This is a genomic window from Dyadobacter sp. AC419 (genome assembly GCF_979253085.1).
This window is the reverse complement of sequence record NZ_CEEDCD010000027.1, coordinates 168,917-187,792: the sequence shown is the minus strand read 5'-3', so window position 1 is coordinate 187,792 and position 18,876 is coordinate 168,917. Positions and strand designations below refer to the sequence as shown.

The following is an 18,876-nucleotide window of genomic DNA, read 5'->3' as shown; positions in this document are numbered from 1 at the left end:
TGTAAGACAACCTTTCAATTCTTATTTTAATTTCTATCGACGTTGGTGAACTGGCTCCACGCTTTCTACATCCGCAAGGATACGTCCGCAATGTTCACACACGATTAGTTTTTTACGTTCACGAATGTCAGCCTGGCGTTGTGGTGGCACAATGCTGAAACAGCCTCCGCAAGCACCGCGTGATACGTGCACAACAGCAAGACCATTCATTGAGTTATCGCGGATTTTCTGATATGATTTCAACAGACGATCCTCGATTTTCTTCACATGCTTTTCTCTTTCTGCAATCAGCGCTTTTTCCTCAGCCTCACTTTCACTTGTGATTACATTCAGTTCACCTTTTTTCGCTTTAAGGTCTTCATTTCTTTCATTCAAAACCGATTCAGCGCGATTGGCGTCATCTTCGATCAACCTGATACGTGCTTTGGCCTCATTGATTTTCTTATCAGCCAATTGCATATCGAGTTCCTGCAATTCTATTTCTTTGGTGATCGCGTCATATTCGCGGTTATTGCGAACATTCATCTGCTGATCCTTGTATTTTTTGATCAGCTTTTCACCTTCTTTTTGCGCGTTTTTGAAATTGTCAATCTCGGTATTCAAGTTCGCAATTTCACTTTTAAACTTGCTTAAACGTGTTTCAAAGCCAATAATCTCGTCTTCCAGATCCCGTACTTCCTCAGGAAGATCACCACGCGTTTTTAATATTTCGTCAAGGCTTGAATCAATTTCCTGCAATTTCAGGAGAGCGTCTAATTTTTGTGCGATTGTGTTTTCCATGTATGTCTTTAATGGACTTGTTTCAATGCGTAATAAGTGAAGGTTTAAACAAAATATCGTACCGGATTGGTATTGACTTCTGACAAACAGAGTGCAAAATTAGGAAATTTTCCCGATAAATAGTTATACAGTAAATTTTTCGTAAATACTTCGCTCTCATAATGGCCAATATCGCAGATCATAATGCGGTCTTCGGCATCGAAAAACTCGTGATATTTATAGTCTGCCGTCACGAAAATATCGGCTTGGTTTTGTAATGCGTTGGGTAAGAGAAAGCTGCCCGCCCCGCCACAAACCGCGACTTTCTGAATATGGTTGACATGCGGTTGCGTATGCTTAATGACATTCAGATTCATCTGTTCCTTCAAGAAACGAAGAAAAGAAGTGATTTCCATCGCTTCCGGCAGTTCTCCGATCGCCCCGGCACCCACTTCCTGATTCTCATTTTCGAGGGTTGAAATGTAATAGGCAACTTCTTCGTAAGGATGTGCAAGGCGCAATGCCGTCAAAATGCGGGATTCAAGATAGGAAGGAAATATCAGCTCTGCCCGGTGCTCTGGCACTTCCTCTTGTTCGCCCCGCTGACCGATTACCGGATTTGAAGTTTCCCCGGGTTTAAATGTGCCAGTTCCTTCGGTGCGAAAGCTGCAATTTGAGTAATTACCAATGTTTCCTGCGCCCGCTTTGTGCAATGCGTCTAGAATTTCCTGTGTATTTGCTATCGGGGAGAAAAACGTAAGTTTTGAAAGGATCTGCTTCTTAGGAGCCAGAACGCGGATATTTTGTAATCCCAGCATATTGGCAATTTGCCAGTTTACACCATTGGTCACGTGATCCAGATTGGTGTGCGTCACATAAATCGCAATATCATTTTTGATTGCCTTCAAGACTGTTCTCTCAACGTAATTCTTTCCATTGAGCCTTTTAAGGCCTTTAAATACGATTGGATGGTGCGCTACAATCAGATTGCAATTCCTCTCAATGGCTTCCGCCACAACAGCTTCCGTTACATCCAATGTCAGGAGCACTCCGGAGACTTGTTCTTGGCCGGAGCCAACAATTAAACCGGCATTATCGTAACTTTCCTGATATGAAGAAGGAGCAAGTTGTTCCAATGCGGCGATAACTTCTTTAATAAATGTCATTTTTATGATTGAGACAACTGTTTCACTTTCAGATTCTTCAAATTTTTGGCACTATTATTTTGCAAATAAAATAACTAAATTGGTGTCGCAAGTATTGCAATGGAAAATAATAATACTAGTTTTGCACCACGTTTTACAGAAAAGTGCTGTGAAATAATCTGGTTTGGTAGTTCAGTTGGTTAGAATACATGCCTGTCACGCATGGGGTCGCGGGTTCGAGTCCCGTCCAGACCGCCAGAAAGTTTAAATTGTTGAAAGAATTGGTTTGGTAGTTCAGTTGGTTAGAATACATGCCTGTCACGCATGGGGTCGCGGGTTCGAGTCCCGTCCAGACCGCAGAAAGCTCAGAGAAATCTGGGCTTTTTTCGTTTTAAATGCAATTCAGTTGGTAAGAATGCATGCCTGTCACGCATGGGGCGGGCCGCGCAGGCTCGCGGACGGTCCGCCGCCCGGGTTCGAGTCCCGCCGGGATGCCGTACCACCAGACCGCAGAAAGCTCAGAGAAATCTGAGCTTTTTTCGTTTTAAATGCAATTCAGTTGGTAAGAATGCATGCCTGTCACGCATGGGGCGGGCCGCGCAGGCTCGCGGACGGTCCGCCGCCCGGGTTCGAGTCCCGCCGGGATGCCGCACCACCAGACCGCAGAAAGCTCAGAGAAATCTGGGCTTTTTTCGTTTTTAATGTTATTCAGTTGGTTAGAATACGTGATTGTCACGCATGGGGCGGGCCGCGCTGGCTTGCGGGACTTCTGCAGCCCGGTTCGAGTCCCGCCGGGATGCCGTACCACCAAACCGCAGAAAGCTCAGAGAAATCTGGGCTTTTTTCGGTTTTAATGTAATTCAGTTGGTTAGAATGCATGCCGCGCCACGGTGGCCCGGCTCACGTTGAGTGTCACGCATGGGGCGGGCCGCGCAGGCTCGCGGACGATCCGCCGCGCAGGTTCGAGTCCCGCCGGAATGCCGTACCACCAGACCGCAGAAAGATCACAGAATCTGGGCTTTTTTCGTTTTTGAGCAATCCGCTTTTTTGCCACGGATTCACGAATGTCCACGAATGTTATTGTTGCTTTCCTGGCTTGGGATAAACTTGGTGCGTTTTTGCCCATTGGCTCCATAATGCCGAAAGCTGCCGGACTTTGTCGGGATGTTGATTTGCCAGATCGGTTGTTTCTGAGCGGTCATTGGCCAGATCGTAAAGTTGCCAGGTTGTATCACTCGCGAGTGAAACGAGTTTCCAATCGCCTTTTCTTGCAGATCTTGCTCCGAAATGTTCGTTGAAAAGCTCATCGTGACCTTGCGAAGTTATTTTGCCAAATGAGGTAACGAGGCTTTTTCCGGTCGTTGGCGTTATTTGATTTCCGTTAAAATCTTTCGGGTAATCGGCTTGTGCGATTTCACAGAAAGTGCTCATTAGATCCATTACATGGCCTGTGTGATCGCTGAAACTTCCTTTTTTCGCGGTAATTCCTTTTGGCCAAAATGCAATCATTGGCGTGTTTGTGCCGCCTTCCATTGACTCGGCTTTCCAATAGCGATATGGCGTGTTTGAAACCATTGCCCAATGCGGGCCGATAGAAGCATAACTGGTTTGCGGTCCGGGCAGCACCTGCTTTTGTGTTGCGTATTCAATTTTTCTGCCGTCACGCGTTTCGTCAGGTCGATCAAATCCTGGTCCGTAGCGTGCGCAATCTTCGGGGCTGGCGCCGTTGTCGGTTAAAAACAGGATAAGTGTGTTATCAAGGGTTCCGTTTTGTTTTAATGCATTGATAATGCGGCCAATGCCTTGATCCATACGGTCCACCATTGCTGCATGAACGGCCATCGCTCGGGCGTCGAATTCTTTGGTCTTATTGTCCTCCCAGCGCTGAAAGTCTTTCGGGTTTGCAGGAAGCTTGGTTCTATTAGAATCAATCAGGCCCAGTTTCACCATTTTTCGATATCTCGCTTCCCTAATGGCGTCCCAGCCAACTTTATATGTGTCTTCATACTTTTTAATGTCCTCAGGCTTAGCCATTAACGGCCAATGTGGAGCATTATGAGCAACATACAAAAAGAACGGTTTGTCAGATTTGGAAAATTGATTGATGTAGGAAACCGTCGTGTCATTAATTGCGTCCGTGTGATAGTAATCCTTTGGAACAGCGGTCACCTGATCTTTACCGTTGACAAGGCTGAACGGATCAAAAAAATCAATTACTCCCCAAATTGTACCGAAAAATTTGTCGAAACCCCGACTCGTTGGATATTGATCAATCGGAGAAAAGTCTCCGAAGACTTTTTGATGGTTAAGCCAGGCCATATGCTCTTTGGGATCTTTTTGGGCAAATGTGTTGGAAACGTGCCATTTACCGGTCATGCCTGTCTGGTAACCTGCTGATTTTAAAACCTCTGCTAATGTTACGGCATTCTTGCTTAAACGTCCTTCATACCCAGGTTGCCCTTCGGGAAAAGTCATTTTTCCTATGCCCGCCTGGTGATTGTATAAGCCGGTTAACAAGCTCGCACGGGTGGGGCAGCAGCGTGATGTGTTGTAAAATTGTCGGTAACGGATGCCGTTTTGTGCTAAATAATCAAGATTTGGTGTCTGGATTTCTCCGCCATAAGCGCCCAGATCAGAATAGCCCAGATCATCCGCCAGGATAACGATAATGTTGGCCCGTTTCGGTTTAGCAGGTTTGCTGTTACCTGGTTTTGCTGTCTTCCAGGCGATTGAACCGGCCAGGCACAGCGTGCAAATGAGTAGAAGCAGTATCCATTGTTTTTTATTTATCATTGGTTGCATTCATTTGAAATACACTTTCATAAACATATGTCAGGCAAAGCTAAAACCATCGATGCATATATAGCAGCGTTTCCTGCTGAGGTGAAGCAAATTTTGGAACAGATAAGAGCAATTGTCAAAAAAGTGGCCTCGGATGCTGAGGAGACGATTTCTTATGGCATTCCAACATTCAATTTGGGGGGCACTTATCTGGTTTATTTCGCCGCATGGAAAAAGCACATTGCTTTATATCCCGTCTCTCCGCAGCTTGCGGAACAGCTTAGTGAAGATTTATCAAAATACAAAGGCTCAAAAGGATCTGTCCATTTTCCATTAAATAAGCCAATTCCATTTGATCTGATTGAAAAAATTGTGGCATGGAGACTGAAAGAGCATGCGTCGGAGCAACACAATTAAGGTGCGAACTCATCCTGACACAACTAGTTTCCATGTTTTTTTCTAATTTTAAGTATAAAAATCATACATTATCTTGATGACATCTATGTCAATTTTTCGAAAACTTTCTCCTTTGTTGCTCCTTACAGTTCTGACTTTGTCACAAAATCAGCTTTTGGCACAAAGCAAAACATCGCCTGCTAAGCCAGCCTCGGCGAAGGTGGACACAGCAAAATATGACCGTGAATATGCGCTGGAAGCAACTATGCTTGGATTTTTTGCCAAAGACGGCACACGTAACCCGACATTAAAGGCAAATAAAGGCGATAAAGTCAGGATTAAGATTACGAATGGCGAGTTAATGACGCATGACATTTCGCTGGAAAAGTTGGGTCTCAAAAGCAAAGTGATCCTGGAAAAGGGTTCGAGTACGAGCATTAATTTCGTTGCCCTGCAAAGTGACATATACTTCTGTTCTGTGCCGGGGCACCGCGCTGCTGGAATGGTGGGAAATTTTGAAGTTGTAGCGGGAGAGGTGAATGAGAAAACAGTTGCCGGGCAACTTCCCACGAAGGACGGACAGCCATTGAATCTAAATTTTGAAACCGGAACATTGAAGGACTGGACGGCAACAGGCGACGCGTTTGCCAATCCGCTTTTCAGCGCTGATCCCTCGCCTGTTCATGAGAAGGAGATGAACATTGGTTTTGATGGAAAATATTTTCTGAGCAGCGGCGGAAACGTCAATTACAAACTGACGGGGACACTTACTTCGGCTCCTTTTAAAGTAACACAACCGTTTGCTGCATTCAAAGTCTCAGGTGGAGCATTGTTGGATACGCGCGTGGAATTGCTTCTGGCAGGAACGGACAGCGTCATTTATCACATTACAGGTCAGGGCCGTGCAACATTGCAGCCGGCTGTTGTTGATTTGCAGCCTTATTTAAATAAAGAAATCATTATCAAAATAATCGATAATGAGACTGGAAGTCTCGCAAATTCCTTACATAGCAGATGACAAATGGGCACATATTAATTTCGACGAATTTTTGTTCTACCCAACTCCTCCAGAGTTTCCGAATGAGCTGAAACAGAAGGATATCATCATTCTCCCGCCATTGGATCCGGTTCTTAATGCTGGCCTTTCGGGCGAAAAAGCTGCTGCTGCAATGACTCCGCCAAAAGGATTCAAGGTGACCTTAGCAGCTTCGGAGCCAGAAGTTGTCAAGCCGATTGCCTTCACAATCGATCCAAAAGGCCGGTTATGGGTTGTGGAAGGGCACACTTATCCGGTGCGTGCGCCGGAAGGGCAGGGTAGGGACCGGATTCTGATCTTGGAAGATACGAATGGCGACGGGACGCTGGACAGTAAAAAGGTGTTTACTGAAAACCTGAATCTGATCAGTGGCATTGAAGTTGGAATGGGTGGTGTTTGGTTGGGTTCTGCGCCTAATCTGCTTTTTATTCCGATGGATCCAAAGACAGACAAGCCCTCCGGTCCGGCCCAAATATTACTCGACGGCTGGGGCTTACATGATACGCATGAAGTGTTGAACAGTCTGCGTTGGGGACCAGACGGCTGGTTATACGGAACCCACGGCGTTTTTACGCATTCGGTTGTTGGTAAGCCCGGCACGCCCGAGTCCGAAAGAACGAAAATCAACGGCGGAGTTTGGCGTTATCACCCGACGGCGCATTCATTCGAAGTTTTTGCAGAAGGTTCAAGCAATCCGTGGGGCATCGATTTTAATGATTACGGACATCCGTTTATCACCGTTTGCGTAATCCCGCATATGTATCATGTCATCCAAGGCGCACGCTATCAGCGCCAGGCTGGTAACCACTTCAATCCGTACACTTATGACGACATTAAGACCATCGGCGATCACGTGCATTGGCTTGGAGAGCGCGGGCCGCACGCAGGCAATTTCCGTTCAGCTGCGGCTGGTGGCGGTCATGCGCATGCTGGTGCAATGATTTATTTGGGAAATAGCTGGCCGAAGGAATATCGTAATGAGATTTTCATGAACAATATCAATGGTGCCAGAATGAACATTGATCATTTTGAAAAGAAGGGATCGGGCTATGTTGCGTCGCACAGGCCGGATTTCATGGCAATGAATGATTCGTGGTCGCAATGGTTGAATTTCAAATACGATGCAAGCGGCTCGGTGTGGGCGATAGACTGGTATGATAAAAATCAATGTCACAGTCCGAATCCGGATGTGCATGACAAAACAATGGGCCGCATTTTCAAGATCACCCATGAGAATGATAAATGGGTGAAAGTGGATTTGATCAAAGCTTCGGATATGGAGTTGGTCAACTATCAGCTTAATGACAATGAGTGGTATGCAAGGCAGGCCAGAACGATTTTACAGGAGCGCGGACCTAATAAGAAGGTTCATAAAGCACTTAAAGAAATCCTTGCTAAAAACCCGGACGTAACACGCAAGCTGCGTGCATTGTGGACGCTGCATGTAACCAAAGGTTTGGAAGATAAAGAACTGGTTGATTTGCTGGCAAATGAAAGTGAATACATTCGCAGCTGGTCTGTTCAGTTGTTGACTGAGGATAAGTTAGTTTCTCCGGAAATATTGAAAAAGTTTGCAGAAATGGCGCAGAGCGATAATTCGGCCATGGTAAGACTTTATCTAGCATCCGGAATGCTTAGGCTGGATCCGGCGCAGCGCTGGGAAGTGGTTGAGGCATTAATGCAAAAAGAGGAAGATAAAGACGATCATAACCTGCCTTTGATGGTCTGGTACGCTGCCGAACCACTGGCTGCACTTGACATGAAGCGTGCACTTCAGTTGGCGGAAAAGTCGAAACTTCCCAAAATATTGCCTTACACCATTCAGCGCGTGGCTGCAATTGGGACAGAAGATTCAAAGAAGGTTTTGAAAGAGCTTAACCAGAAATTAGGTCAAAATGGCTCGCACGAAAATCATGAAAGTCAAATGCTGATTGGAAAAGTATTGGACGAATAAGTCCAGCATATACGCAGCGATACAAATGCATTTTACCAAAAACAATGAGGCCCGGAATAATTCCGGGCCTCATTGTTTTTCAGCTTGTTACAAAAGAAAAACACGCAGGTTTCAAAACGAACCCGCGTGTCAAATTACACTTCATCAACAAACTAAAAACCAAATAAAACTAATACGAAAAAAATCGCTTGTCAAGTTTTTTTTGCTGTAGGAGGGGGATTCGAACCACCCACGGTGCGGTTAGCTACGGTACAAATACTGTTGGTGGTCCACCCCAGTCGACTTGCGTCGGCATTATGCCGCGTTTATCCCTTATTCACCACCCCCGAGACAGGAGGGCATGGCTGCCAATTTCATCACCCTACAATGTGATAATTTCCATTGCAAAAAGCATTCTAATAGATGTGCCTCGTACTTTGGTTCTGCAAAACTAAAAATTAAGCAGATAAATATAAAATATTTTCATTTAAAATTGTCAAAATTTACAATTGTTTCATAATTTAGATAGGATTATTGTGAAAAATTCAAACATTGAGTGCTAAATGCAGAAATATTCAGATATTGACAGCACCGATTTACGCATACTTTCTTTGTTAATCGAGAATGCAGCGTTACCCTACACGGAAATCGGCAAAAGGGTGTTTGTGTCCGGTGGGACCGTCCATGTCCGCATGAAAAAGCTGGAACAAATGGGAATCGTAAAAGGCTCTCAGCTGGTGATCGATCCTGCCAAATTGGGTTGGGACATCAGCGCTTTTCTGGGAATTTACCTTGATAAAAGTTCTTTATATGAGCAGGTTGCTACTGAGCTTGAAGGAATTCCGGAAGTTGTGAACATTCACTATACAACGGGCATTTACAGCATTTTTTTGAAAATCGTCTGCCGCGACACCGGCCATTTGCGCGAAATCCTGCACGACAAAATCCAAAAGGTCAACGGAATCCAGCGCACAGAAACATTCATTTCACTGGAAGAAAGGATTAATCGCTCTATCCCCTTGGCAGAAAGTTAAAATTTGCAAGAACATTTGGATCAGAAAATAAATCCGATAATTTTGCATTGTATATATAAAAAACTTATATATATTTGGTCAGAAACAAAATAACTCATGGAGAATAACGCAACCAGCAACGAGTATGTACGCGGTACATTGAAAACTATAGTGTTAAACCTACTGGCAGAGCATGATCGGATGTACGGATATGAAATAACCCAGGAAGTAAAAGACAGAACTGGCGGTGCTATTGCCTTGACGTTCGGCGCATTATATCCGGTTTTGCATAAATTAGAACAAGAAGGCATGCTCGTAACTGAGTCTGTTGAAGTGGATGGGCGTTTGAGAAAATATTATTCTCTCACAACCCCAGGAAACGAAGCTGCGCGTAATAAAACCAATGATCTTGAACGTTTTATAGATGCGGTAAGATTATTATTGGCTCCCAAAAGCCTGGCAACTGAGTAAACCTTGATACATGGCTCATATCTAAACAGATAATCCGATGAAACGCCTTCAAGAACATCGCATCAATTTGATTAACAAATATTTGCAGTCAAGCAAACTGGATCCGGAATTACTTCCGGAGATTCTCGACCATTTGGCTTGTGAAGCAGAAGAGCGTCTTTGGGATGGTAAGCCGTTTGAGCAGATTTATACCAACATTATGGAAACTGCCGATACGCAAACCCTTCTCAATTTGAGTGTGGATCATCAAAATCTGTTAGCCATGAAAAAATCATTGAATGATGTCGTTTTTGAGGGCCGTAACAAACTTTACGGAGCATATGATTTGAGAAAAAGTTACGGGCAAACCATTCAGCGATCGATGCTGATGGGTGTAACGCTGTTTCTGCTACTGGTAATGCTGCCTAATTTGTATGCGCGTCTGGTTCCCGAGTCTAAGCCGGACGACATTGCCTACATTATAGAAGCGAATCCGATTGACATTGTGCCGGAAGTTACGCCAAAACCATTGATTGAAGAGGAACCAGCGCCTGCGCCTAAAACGGTCCGTTCGCTGCCACCAGTTGTGTTGCCCGACGATCAGGTTGAGGTTGAAAACCTGCCGCCAGCAATTGAGGAGTTGGAAAATGCGCAGCCCGCGGCTGAAACAGTTGACGGAAGTGAGGATGTGGTGACTATTATTCCGCCGGCTCCGGAAGCAATTTCATCAAAACCGGCAACGGCTGGGATTGAGCCGATTAAAGAAGAAATATTTGAGCGTGTTGAACAATCACCTCAGTATAAAGGTGGAATGGCGGAAATGGGTGCTTTCCTCCAAAAAAACCTGCGATATCCTCCCAAAGCCGCGCAAGCCGAGGTTCAGGGAAAGGTGTTCGTTGAATTTACCGTTGCATCTGATGGAAAAATTGAAAATGTTAAAGCAATTAAAGGAATAGGGTTTGGTTGCGATGAAGAGGCGGTTAGGGTAATTAAAATGATGAAAAACTGGATTCCGGGAAAACAAGCTGGCATCCCCGTTAAGGTTCGTTTTACAATGCCGATTGTGTTTCAGCTCAATTAAACCTCACTCCGAAATTGCGTGAATGCCTCTCTATTATTGAAAAAATCCTCGCTTTGCCGGGGATTTTTTTGTTTTTTTGTAATACAATCAAAAGCAGAGGTCAAGAGGTTAATGTACGCGATAGTAGATATTGAAACAACAGGTGGGGGAGGTGGAGCGCGCATTACTGAGATAGCCGTTTTCAGGCACGATGGACAGCAGATCGTTGACATCTTCCATTCTCTTATCAATCCCGAAATATACATCCCACCGTTCATAACCCGACTCACGGGTATCGATAATGAAATGGTCAAGGATTCACCCACATTTTATGACGTCCAGGATTCTGTTCGAGCGCTGACAAAAGATGCCTGGTTTGTTGCCCATAATGCGAAATTCGATTACGGATTTATCAAAAGAGAGTTCGGCGCAATGGACGAATATTTCCAGCGCGATTGCCTTTGCACAGTGCAATTGAGCAGGAAAATCTTTCCGGGACTTAAATCTTACAGCCTGGGAAACTTGTGCCAGAGCTTGGAGATTATGATTGAAAACAGGCATAGGGCGCATGGCGATGCGCAAGCCACTGTGCAACTGTTTGAGAAGCTGCTGACTAATGACAAGCACTCGCTGATTCCCATGGACTTCTTGTTAAAATAAGGTTAAAATCGGCCAAGTGGAATGATTTTTTAAGATAGAGCCAAAAGTTCTAACCTAAATTTTCCTTTACATGAAAGCTATCATTAACTGCCTCGTCATTCTTCTGCTGTCTTTAACGCTTACCAGCTGCGAAGTTGTCGGCGGCATCTTCAAAGGTGGGGTTTGGACGGGTGTCATTCTGGTTGTCGCAGTCATTGCAATTGTTATATGGGCATTATCAAAAGCATTTGGAGGCGGGCGAAGGTGACCATTGCACCGCTACAAAGCGCTTTTTACAATAAAAGATAAAATTTCAAACATGCTTGCTTATCAACATTCTCCGGTTCATCTTTGCACTCCTCTAAAACAGGTCTAAGCGAGAATGATTCGGGGGATTAGCTCAGTTGGCTAGAGCGCTTGCATGGCATGCAAGAGGTCGTCGGTTCGAATCCGATATTCTCCACATTGACAATTAACCACTTACAAGTATATTGTAAGTGGTTTTTTTGTTTTTCCTCAAAAGACACTCACCGCTTGAATATTTCAAAAAGTTCTAGCTTCCCAAGATAATACGGTGTTAAACATAATCATTTGGGCTTGTCTTGCTAAGCTTCGTAAACACGTAACTCGACCCAATGGTAAGCATGGCCAGCGTGATAAATGTATAATGGAATGCTTCTGACAGGTTCAGTTCTAACGCGCCGGAGCTGAAGAATGAAAGTACAAGGCTGGAAACGGAGATCCCAAAACTCACAGAAAGCTGCTGAGAGATCACGAGCATTGTATTGCCGCCGCTCGCTGAGCTTTCATCTAGTTCGGAAAGCGTGACCGTATTCATGGCTGACATTTGAATGGAAGTAAAAGCTCCGTAGAAAACCATAAGTAATATGTAAAGGCCTAAGGGAGTATTTTTGTCTACAAATCCGAGTACAACCAGACACAGTCCCAGTAAAATTGTGTTGCTGATCAAAACGGTCCGATAACCAAACGCGGCAATGATCCGAACCATAAATGGCTTAACCGCAATATTTGCCAATGCAGAAGGCAGCAAGAGCAGGCCGGAAGCGGATGGAGAATAACCAAAGCTGGTTTGAAGCATTAACGGCAACAGCAGCGGTAATCCGCCAATGCCAAGCCGGGTGATCAGGCTTCCGGATAATCCTACTTTTAAGCTGTTGATATTCAGTAATCTGAGGTCGATTAATGGCTTTTCTGTTCTTTTAAAATGCCAGTAATAAAACAATGAAAGCATTCCAAAAAGAAACAGCAGGCCGAGTATGACGGTTGAATGGCTAAATCCGGTGCCGACAAGTTCCAGCACCATGGTGATGGCTATGAGCGCTAGACTGAAATAAACGAGCCCTCTGAAATCGAACCTTCCCACGGCATGCTTAAAGTTGGGCATAATGCGGTAAGCCATTGATATACCGACAATTCCGACCGGAACATTCACCAAAAATATCCAGTGCCAGGACAAATATTCTGAAAGAAAACCCCCAAGGCTCGGCCCGACAACCATGCCTAATAAACCGAACACAGTAATGAAATTCATCGTTTTCAACAATTCCGCACGGGGAAACTGATATAAAATCGCCAGACGGGCAATGGGCACCATCATGGAAGCACCAATCGCTTGTAAAACCCTGGACATATTGAAAGTCAGCAAGTCCACAGAAAGTGCGCAGCACAGCGAACCAGATATAAATAAGCTCACAGCGATCATGAACATAGACCGTGATCCGAAGCGATCTGACAACCAGCCTGATAACGGAATAAACAAAGCCAATGTCAGGGTGTAAATAACGATGACGGAATGCATTTGCGTCGGCGAATAGCCCATGTCCTTCGCTATGGACGGCAGCGAAGTGTTTAATATGGTCCCGTCTAACGACTGGATAAACATAGCAACAGCCGTCACCCAGGGTAACAGATGTGCGGCTCTCAGTTCTTTTTTGTCTTGGTCGACTTCTAGCATTGATTCGAATATAGAATGTTATCCGGATCTTTTAAAAAATCATTCTCTGCAAAAGTTCTGCACAATGCTCTTACATTATGCAATGAATCAAAAAAGCCAGCATCAGGGACACTGGCTTTGAAAAACTACCGGGATTGTCAATGGCTAATTGACATGGCCCGAGTGGCCTCAGACCATAAACAAACGAAAGGCAGAACAACTAAAAAAGACTGGCGCCAAGGGCACCAGTCTTAAAACACATCACGTATCGAATAACCAAAATGTCGGCGTGTTTATAAAAATCGCGCCAGCATTAGCTTAGTTTGCCGGTATATTCCATAATTTTTTTTCCAACAGACTCGGCCAGTTTGCATGACGAGTTGCTGATTGCTTTCCAATAAAAACCTGCGAAATCTTTTTTCCTCATAATCGAGATTGCCGGACGGCCGTCGAGGAATGAAACCGAGAAAATCTGATGGCCTTTGTCGATTTGCCTATTGACCGTCATGATTGTCCCTTCAAATGGCAATTGAATGGATTTGCTGAATACAGACATAATAATGTAGTTGATGAAGTTAGTATTGAGCAAGTTACAATAACCGATCCAGCGTAGGCCGGGGTTTATGGAATTGCCGACAGGATTTCTAGTTAATTGAATCTTTTTGAGCGAGCAGAAATGGGTTAACATGCTCATTTCGGCATATTTCTAAAAATAGTTTAAATTTTCCTCAAATAAATTTTAAAATATCGTGTCGGGAGCTTACGTTTGTAACCGTTAGCTTAATTACCCAACTCTATATTTTATTAAAATGAAATCTCCGCACATCCTTTTCTCAACGACGCTTCTATAATGTCAGTCATCGTTTCGCCTAACGATTTCATCTATGGTCACAAGTCCGTATAGTGTGCATGGTTGGCTTAGAAAGGTTACTAAAGCTGTTTTTGAATGTCAATGTCGTGGATAGGATGAGCTTATGCCAAAAGTAACAACACAGCCATGTATCGTAGATTTACCAAATCAAACTTTATATCGCTTTCACTAATCATTATTCTGCTTACTGTTTCCGTATCAGGTGGTCTTTACTTATTTGAATACGCTTATGGGAATGCGGATGGAATATGGTTTGACAGGGATATCATGCATGCCACTTACAAGATTTTGCTGATCGAAATGGCAATTGTGGCGACCATTTTTGGGTTGTTTTTAACTAACAAAAGGATCAGCTATGTGCTGTTTCTGATCATTTCGACTTGCTTACTGCTGTTTGGTTTAGAGAAGGTCAGCAGTCTGATTGTAGGCATTCAGAATAAACCGAAGCATGTTATAAAATCGAATGTTCTGGTGAGAGTGGATCACGAACTTTCTGTCGAGCCCGATGATATTTTGGGTGTGCGAGCCAGGCAAAATGCACATTTCGACTGGACGCCAAAGGTTTTAGGTAAAAATCTCGGCTTGGTAAAGGTTAACATTGACAGTCTTTCCAGAAGGATTACCCCAGATGTTGCTGACAGCCATCCCGATAAATATGCGCTGTTTTTGGGCTGTTCTTACACGTTTGGCGACGGCGTTTCGGATGACCAGACGATGCCCTATTATTTTCAAAAAAACGCGCCAGTTTACAGATCCTATAACTTGGGTTATCTGTCTTATTCGCCGCTTCATGCGCTGGCGCTGCTGCAAAAAAAGTCTGTTGAGCAAAATGTGCCTTTGAAAAATGGTTTCGCGGTTTTCACTTACATTAATGATCACATTGACCGTGTAATCCCGGCAACAAGATGGATTGAGTTAACGAAGGGCAAATTTCCTTATCTGAATGAGAGCAGTATGCAAACGGACGGTTTGTATAAGGATCATAGAAGGGTTTACTCAGATATAGTGATGCGTGCACAGACAAGCGGCATCAAGCAATTACTAAAATTGAGTTACCCAAAGCACCATAGCGACGCACATTATAAGCTGGTCATCAACATTCTCCAAAAAACAAAAGAAGAATACAGCAAACGTTTTAAGAATGACAATTTCTACGTCGTTATTTTTCCAGGTAATGAAATGCCGTCCGGCCTGAAAAAAATGCTTATCGACAGCGGAATTAAATATTTCGATTATGCTTCGCTTACCAGCACTAATGATAAAATGCTTGCATTTGACAGCGCGCATCCCGCCCCGGCTTTGTATGAGATGGTCGCCAGGAAATTGTCGCAGGATCTTTCAAAAATCTAGGCCTGCCGTCATTTTTGAAAATAAAATGAATGACAAGGAGTGACCTTCATGTTGCATTTATTCAGTAGGAATTCCAACAACAGCGCTGCGGCGTTCGAGCAAAATCACATCCCGCCAAACGCCGTTTCGTTGTCCCAGCTTTTCACGGAAGCCAACTTTTCGGAAACCCTGCCTTTCATGAAGCGCAACGCTTGCTCTATTTTCAGGAAAAATCTGTGACTGCAATGTCCAGTAACCTTGCTTTTCACTCATAGAAACCAGCTCGGCCAAAAGCGCATTGCCGACGCCGCGCCCATGATATGCAGGATGCACATACACGCTCGTTTCAGCCACGCCACCATACACGCACCGGCTCGAAACCGCTGAAAGCATGGCCCATCCGATTATTTCGCCATTTTCTTCCGCCACAAGCTGTGAGTGGGGTAAAAACTTTACTTTAAGCGCCTCGGTTTCCGGTGCCCGCGTTTCGTAGGTTGCATCACCTGTGTCAATGCCCAGCTGGTAAATTATTTTTACGGCAGGCCAGTCAGTTTCGGTAAGCGAGCGAATGAGGATTGCCATTATTTCGAGAGTTTTTCTTCAATAAAATCACAACTGTAAGCTTTAATCTCATCCCTAACCCTGCGGAAAGACGTAACAAGATCTTCGCCAGGCGTGTGGCCGGGATCTGAAAAGCTATGGTGGATCATTTCTCCCGCCGAAGGAAAATGTGGACATTGCTCCCGGGCATTGTCACAGACCGTTATCACGTAATCGAATGCAATGTTCGTGTATTCGTCGGCGTGGTTTGAAGTGTGATGGGAAATATCAATGCCATCTTCGGCCATCACCTGAATTGCGACCGGATTCACGCCTTTTGGATCAACCCCTGCGCTGTAAACCTCCGCACGATCACCTGCAAAATATCGTAAATAAGCCTCCGCCAATTGACTGCGTGCCGAATTGCCCGTGCATAACACCAGAATTTTCTTCATAATTTGGGGTAGTTAATGGTTAGCAGCATCCGGATCCAGGTTTGCAAACTGAGCTGTCAGTCGCAACCATTTCAAGTTCTTTTTCAGGCACTGGGCCGCAGCAAGATCCGTCTGTCGCACTCGTTGTTCCGCAGGATTGATTTCGGGATAATGCCTTGCATTGCGTGAAGTCAGGCACCAAATTCACGGTCAAATTATCTAGGTCAGCAATCAATTCGCCGGGATACATTTGGCGCGTGTCAAATCTTGAATTGCCAAACTCAATTTTTACAACAGCATTGGGATTAAGCGGCAGTGATTTCTCAACAAGGCTAACAATTTTCAGCGCCTTATTAACCTGCATCGATCGTTCATTCTCGGCAAATGGCGGCTCCCAAAGCTGCACAATCACCTCCGTCCAGGCATTCATGACGCCGCCACAGTCAACCGAAACGATCGGCGCCTGCTTGATTTCCGTAATGTGAAATGATCGATCCACCAACTTGCCAGCCTCGTATTCAAATTGCAAATGCAAATCAGGGTTTTGTTCAAGCGTATTTTTGAACATTTGCCACGTCATCGGGTTCATTTGGCTCATTATATAGATAGTTAAATGTAATATTACGATTGATTTACTCAAAAAAATAGCTGCTTAATTGCAGCATGAAACGCTCGTGAAAGATTTCAGCATATCGCCAAATGCCTGCGACGCTTCTTCCCAAACCTCCGGATTAATGCAATAGCATACGCGTGGCGGATTAATTTCACCCTGAATAATGCCAATGCGTTTGAGCTCTTTCAAATGTTGGGATACGGTTGCCTGCGCAAGTTCCAGCTCATCCACAAGGTCGCCGCAAACGCATTCCTTACGCGCGATCAGCAATTGCAAAATGGCCACCCTCGCTGGATGCGCAAATGCTTTCGCCAGGTCCGCCATGCGATTCTGTTGCTCAGTGAATATTTCAGTTTTCGTCAATCCCATATTGCAAACATAGGGAAAAGATTTTGAATCGTAATATTGCGATAGGTAAAAGTGGCTTGATTTTTTTTCACAAACCGTCTGAAATTCCTTTATTATTGCATCTTCTTTATTCAAGACGCTTAAATTATGTCAAATAACGTATTCGATTTTGGAATGATCGGACTTGGGGTGATGGGTAGGAACCTGTTGCTCAACATGGCCGATCACGGCTTTTCTGTTATCGGTTTCGATAAAGATGGAGCCAAGAACACAGCTTTGGAATCTGCTGCGACGCCCGGAACCACTGTTAAGGGAGTTTCTGAACTTGCGGAAATGATCCAGCTTTTGCAGCGTCCTCGCAAAGTGATGATGCTCGTTCCCGCGGGACAGCCTGTGGACGATGTAATCGCTTCTTTGCTTCCTTTATTGGAAAAAGGGGATGTGATCATCGACGGTGGAAACTCACATTATACTGATACATTGAGACGCGTAAAATATCTGCGCGAAAAGGAAATTCACTTCATGGGCATCGGTGTTTCCGGAGGCGAGCAGGGCGCGCGCACGGGCCCGAGCATTATGCCAGGCGGAGATCAGGCTGCTTATGAAAACGTTAGGCCCATGCTGGAAGCGATCGCCGCCAAAGTGGGCGGAACTCCTTGCGTTGCCTATCTTGGAAAAGAAGGCGCTGGTCACTACGTGAAAATGGTGCATAACGGCATAGAATACGCAATTATGCAGTTGATCAGTGAGTCTTACGCGATTTTAAAACATGCCGGTCTGACTAATCAGCAGCTTCATGAAGTTTTTAAAACATGGAATGAAGGCAAGCTGCAATCATTTTTGGTTGAAATCACTGCTGATATTTTCTTGCAAAAGGATGATCAGAGCGAGGCACATTTGGTTGATGTGATTTCTGACAAAGCGGGTTCAAAAGGAACTGGTAAATGGACTTCACAGGATTCAATGGAACTGCCTGTTGCTGTGCCGGTTATCGATACAGCTGTGGCGATGCGCACATTGTCTGGTTACAAAGATGAGCGTGTGCAGGCTGCTGAAATTTATGCGGCGGAAGGTTACGGTTCGTCTGCCCCATCTGACGAGTTTATTCAGGAAGTGCACGATGCATTGTATTTTGCAACCATTATCAGTTATGCGCAAGGACTTGCTATGTTGTTCCAAGCGTCCAAAGATCTGGCTATGGACATTCCGCTTCCCAAAGTTGTGAGTGTGTGGAGAGGCGGTTGCATTATCCGCTCTTCATTATTGGAAATTTTCACGAATGCATATACGCAAACACCGGAATTATCCAACATTTTGCTGAACCAAGAGGTGGCTGCGGTCGTTAAGTCGGTAGAAGAGAATACACGTTCGCTTGTTGCGTTTGCGGCCAAAGCAGGAGTGCCTGCGGCTGGGTTAATGTCGTCGTTAGCATATTTTGACGCCTATAAATCCAAGCGCATGCCGACCAACCTGATCCAGGCACAGCGCGATTATTTTGGGGCGCATACTTATCAACGTATCGATATCCCCGGTACTTTTCATACAGAGTGGGGTCAACAATAAATTAGAAATTTT

The 18,876-nt window shown here is 44.7% G+C and carries 17 protein-coding genes, 4 tRNA genes and 1 pseudogene; 13 read left to right on the top strand and 9 right to left on the bottom strand.

All coding sequences use genetic code 11. The annotated features are described in order from the left end of the window. Positions 1 to 33: 33 nt before the first annotated feature. Positions 34 to 780 carry a zinc ribbon domain-containing protein gene (locus tag AC0IYG_RS25750; protein WP_471713950.1) on the bottom strand — a complete coding sequence of 249 codons (747 nt, stop codon included), beginning with the start codon at positions 778 to 780 and terminating at the stop codon, positions 34 to 36. A gap of 44 nt (positions 781 to 824) precedes the next feature. Next, entirely contained in the window at positions 825 to 1,925 is a 1,101-nt protein-coding gene (locus AC0IYG_RS25745) for a Nif3-like dinuclear metal center hexameric protein (RefSeq protein ID WP_471713949.1), read from the bottom strand. Between the two features lie 160 nt (positions 1,926 to 2,085). Here AC0IYG_RS25745 and AC0IYG_RS25740 point away from each other — a divergent pair. From AC0IYG_RS25740 to AC0IYG_RS25730, 3 genes are all read left to right on the top strand, one after another. Continuing rightward, positions 2,086 to 2,162, top strand: a tRNA-Asp gene (locus AC0IYG_RS25740). Positions 2,163 to 2,187: 25 nt separating this feature from the next. Continuing rightward, positions 2,188 to 2,261 (top strand) — tRNA-Asp (locus AC0IYG_RS25735). A 497-nt stretch (positions 2,262 to 2,758) separates the two neighbouring features. After that, positions 2,759 to 2,892: transfer RNA gene (locus AC0IYG_RS25730), tRNA-OTHER, on the top strand. A gap of 89 nt (positions 2,893 to 2,981) precedes the next feature. On the opposite strand, the gene AC0IYG_RS25725 is transcribed toward AC0IYG_RS25730, so the two are convergent. Further along, a complete protein-coding gene (locus tag AC0IYG_RS25725) occupies positions 2,982 to 4,697 on the bottom strand; it encodes an arylsulfatase (RefSeq protein WP_471713948.1) in 1,716 nt (571 codons plus the stop codon). A 36-nt stretch (positions 4,698 to 4,733) separates the two neighbouring features. On the opposite strand from AC0IYG_RS25725, the gene AC0IYG_RS25720 reads away from it, so the two are divergent. The 8 genes and pseudogenes from AC0IYG_RS25720 (at position 4,734) to AC0IYG_RS25685 (ending at position 11,675) form a co-directional block, all read left to right on the top strand. Continuing rightward, positions 4,734 to 5,102, top strand: a complete 369-nt coding sequence (locus AC0IYG_RS25720; RefSeq protein WP_471713947.1) for an iron chaperone — start codon at positions 4,734 to 4,736, stop codon at positions 5,100 to 5,102. 85 nt (positions 5,103 to 5,187) lie between these two features. Beyond that, positions 5,188 to 8,071, top strand: a pseudogene (locus AC0IYG_RS25715) (PVC-type heme-binding CxxCH protein). A gap of 542 nt (positions 8,072 to 8,613) precedes the next feature. Continuing rightward, positions 8,614 to 9,084 (top strand): Lrp/AsnC ligand binding domain-containing protein, encoded by a 471-nt coding sequence (locus tag AC0IYG_RS25710; RefSeq protein WP_026630987.1) that lies wholly within the window; start codon positions 8,614 to 8,616, stop codon positions 9,082 to 9,084. Positions 9,085 to 9,180: 96 nt separating this feature from the next. Continuing rightward, positions 9,181 to 9,534, top strand: a complete 354-nt coding sequence (locus AC0IYG_RS25705) for a PadR family transcriptional regulator (protein WP_471713945.1) — start codon at positions 9,181 to 9,183, stop codon at positions 9,532 to 9,534. Positions 9,535 to 9,571: 37 nt separating this feature from the next. Next, positions 9,572 to 10,594: a TonB family protein gene (locus AC0IYG_RS25700; RefSeq protein WP_471713944.1), complete on the top strand. Its 1,023-nt coding sequence runs from the start codon at positions 9,572 to 9,574 to the stop codon at positions 10,592 to 10,594. A gap of 111 nt (positions 10,595 to 10,705) precedes the next feature. Beyond that, positions 10,706 to 11,233: a 3'-5' exonuclease gene (locus AC0IYG_RS25695; protein WP_471713943.1), complete on the top strand. Its 528-nt coding sequence runs from the start codon at positions 10,706 to 10,708 to the stop codon at positions 11,231 to 11,233. A gap of 70 nt (positions 11,234 to 11,303) precedes the next feature. Further along, entirely contained in the window at positions 11,304 to 11,480 is a 177-nt protein-coding gene (locus tag AC0IYG_RS25690) for a hypothetical protein (RefSeq protein WP_471713942.1), read from the top strand. Between the two features lie 121 nt (positions 11,481 to 11,601). Beyond that, positions 11,602 to 11,675 (top strand) — tRNA-Ala (locus AC0IYG_RS25685). Between the two features lie 114 nt (positions 11,676 to 11,789). Here the strand turns inward: AC0IYG_RS25685 and AC0IYG_RS25680 are convergent. After that, a complete protein-coding gene (locus tag AC0IYG_RS25680; protein ID WP_471713941.1) occupies positions 11,790 to 13,187 on the bottom strand; it encodes an MFS transporter in 1,398 nt (465 codons plus the stop codon). A gap of 292 nt (positions 13,188 to 13,479) precedes the next feature. Beyond that, positions 13,480 to 13,722, bottom strand: a complete 243-nt coding sequence (locus tag AC0IYG_RS25675; RefSeq protein WP_471713939.1) for a hypothetical protein — start codon at positions 13,720 to 13,722, stop codon at positions 13,480 to 13,482. Positions 13,723 to 14,163: 441 nt separating this feature from the next. Here AC0IYG_RS25675 and AC0IYG_RS25670 point away from each other — a divergent pair, with 441 nt between their 5' ends. Further along, a complete protein-coding gene (locus AC0IYG_RS25670; RefSeq protein WP_471713938.1) occupies positions 14,164 to 15,387 on the top strand; it encodes a hypothetical protein in 1,224 nt (407 codons plus the stop codon). A 57-nt stretch (positions 15,388 to 15,444) separates the two neighbouring features. Here AC0IYG_RS25670 and AC0IYG_RS25665 read toward each other — a convergent pair whose 3' ends face one another. Genes AC0IYG_RS25665 through AC0IYG_RS25650 form a run of 4 tightly spaced genes read right to left on the bottom strand, consistent with a single transcriptional unit; the run spans position 15,445 to position 17,322 of the window. After that, a complete protein-coding gene (locus AC0IYG_RS25665; protein ID WP_471713937.1) occupies positions 15,445 to 15,948 on the bottom strand; it encodes a GNAT family N-acetyltransferase in 504 nt (167 codons plus the stop codon). Continuing rightward, positions 15,948 to 16,361, bottom strand: coding sequence for an arsenate reductase ArsC (locus AC0IYG_RS25660; protein ID WP_471713936.1), 414 nt, complete (start codon positions 16,359 to 16,361; stop codon positions 15,948 to 15,950). Before AC0IYG_RS25660 ends, AC0IYG_RS25665 begins: the two co-directional genes overlap by 1 nt. A gap of 19 nt (positions 16,362 to 16,380) precedes the next feature. Continuing rightward, positions 16,381 to 16,938 (bottom strand): DUF6428 family protein, encoded by a 558-nt coding sequence (locus tag AC0IYG_RS25655; RefSeq protein WP_471713935.1) that lies wholly within the window; start codon positions 16,936 to 16,938, stop codon positions 16,381 to 16,383. 54 nt (positions 16,939 to 16,992) lie between these two features. Then, positions 16,993 to 17,322 (bottom strand): ArsR/SmtB family transcription factor, encoded by a 330-nt coding sequence (locus AC0IYG_RS25650; RefSeq protein WP_471713934.1) that lies wholly within the window; start codon positions 17,320 to 17,322, stop codon positions 16,993 to 16,995. A 126-nt stretch (positions 17,323 to 17,448) separates the two neighbouring features. Here AC0IYG_RS25650 and gndA point away from each other — a divergent pair, with 126 nt between their 5' ends. After that, a complete protein-coding gene (gene gndA, locus AC0IYG_RS25645; protein WP_471713933.1) occupies positions 17,449 to 18,864 on the top strand; it encodes an NADP-dependent phosphogluconate dehydrogenase in 1,416 nt (471 codons plus the stop codon). The last annotated feature ends 12 nt before the right edge of the window (positions 18,865 to 18,876 follow it).

Bases quoted from the DNA above. Each gene is read 5' to 3' on its own strand.
- gndA (WP_471713933.1), top strand. From the start codon at position 17,449: ATGTCAAATAACGTATTCGATTTTGGAATGATCGGACTTGGGGTGATG.
- AC0IYG_RS25700 (WP_471713944.1), top strand. From the start codon at position 9,572: ATGAAACGCCTTCAAGAACATCGCATCAATTTGATTAACAAATATTTG.
- AC0IYG_RS25745 (WP_471713949.1), bottom strand. From the start codon at position 1,925: ATGACATTTATTAAAGAAGTTATCGCCGCATTGGAACAACTTGCTCCT.
- AC0IYG_RS25670 (WP_471713938.1), top strand. From the start codon at position 14,164: ATGTATCGTAGATTTACCAAATCAAACTTTATATCGCTTTCACTAATC.
- AC0IYG_RS25720 (WP_471713947.1), top strand. From the start codon at position 4,734: ATGTCAGGCAAAGCTAAAACCATCGATGCATATATAGCAGCGTTTCCT.
- AC0IYG_RS25695 (WP_471713943.1), top strand. From the start codon at position 10,706: ATGTACGCGATAGTAGATATTGAAACAACAGGTGGGGGAGGTGGAGCG.
- AC0IYG_RS25665 (WP_471713937.1), bottom strand. From the start codon at position 15,948: ATGGCAATCCTCATTCGCTCGCTTACCGAAACTGACTGGCCTGCCGTA.
- AC0IYG_RS25710 (WP_026630987.1), top strand. From the start codon at position 8,614: ATGCAGAAATATTCAGATATTGACAGCACCGATTTACGCATACTTTCT.
- AC0IYG_RS25690 (WP_471713942.1), top strand. From the start codon at position 11,304: ATGAAAGCTATCATTAACTGCCTCGTCATTCTTCTGCTGTCTTTAACG.
- AC0IYG_RS25705 (WP_471713945.1), top strand. From the start codon at position 9,181: ATGGAGAATAACGCAACCAGCAACGAGTATGTACGCGGTACATTGAAA.
- AC0IYG_RS25650 (WP_471713934.1), bottom strand. From the start codon at position 17,322: ATGGGATTGACGAAAACTGAAATATTCACTGAGCAACAGAATCGCATG.
- AC0IYG_RS25750 (WP_471713950.1), bottom strand. From the start codon at position 780: ATGGAAAACACAATCGCACAAAAATTAGACGCTCTCCTGAAATTGCAG.
- AC0IYG_RS25675 (WP_471713939.1), bottom strand. From the start codon at position 13,722: ATGTCTGTATTCAGCAAATCCATTCAATTGCCATTTGAAGGGACAATC.
- AC0IYG_RS25655 (WP_471713935.1), bottom strand. From the start codon at position 16,938: ATGAGCCAAATGAACCCGATGACGTGGCAAATGTTCAAAAATACGCTT.
- AC0IYG_RS25660 (WP_471713936.1), bottom strand. From the start codon at position 16,361: ATGAAGAAAATTCTGGTGTTATGCACGGGCAATTCGGCACGCAGTCAA.
- AC0IYG_RS25725 (WP_471713948.1), bottom strand. From the start codon at position 4,697: ATGATAAATAAAAAACAATGGATACTGCTTCTACTCATTTGCACGCTG.
- AC0IYG_RS25680 (WP_471713941.1), bottom strand. From the start codon at position 13,187: ATGCTAGAAGTCGACCAAGACAAAAAAGAACTGAGAGCCGCACATCTG.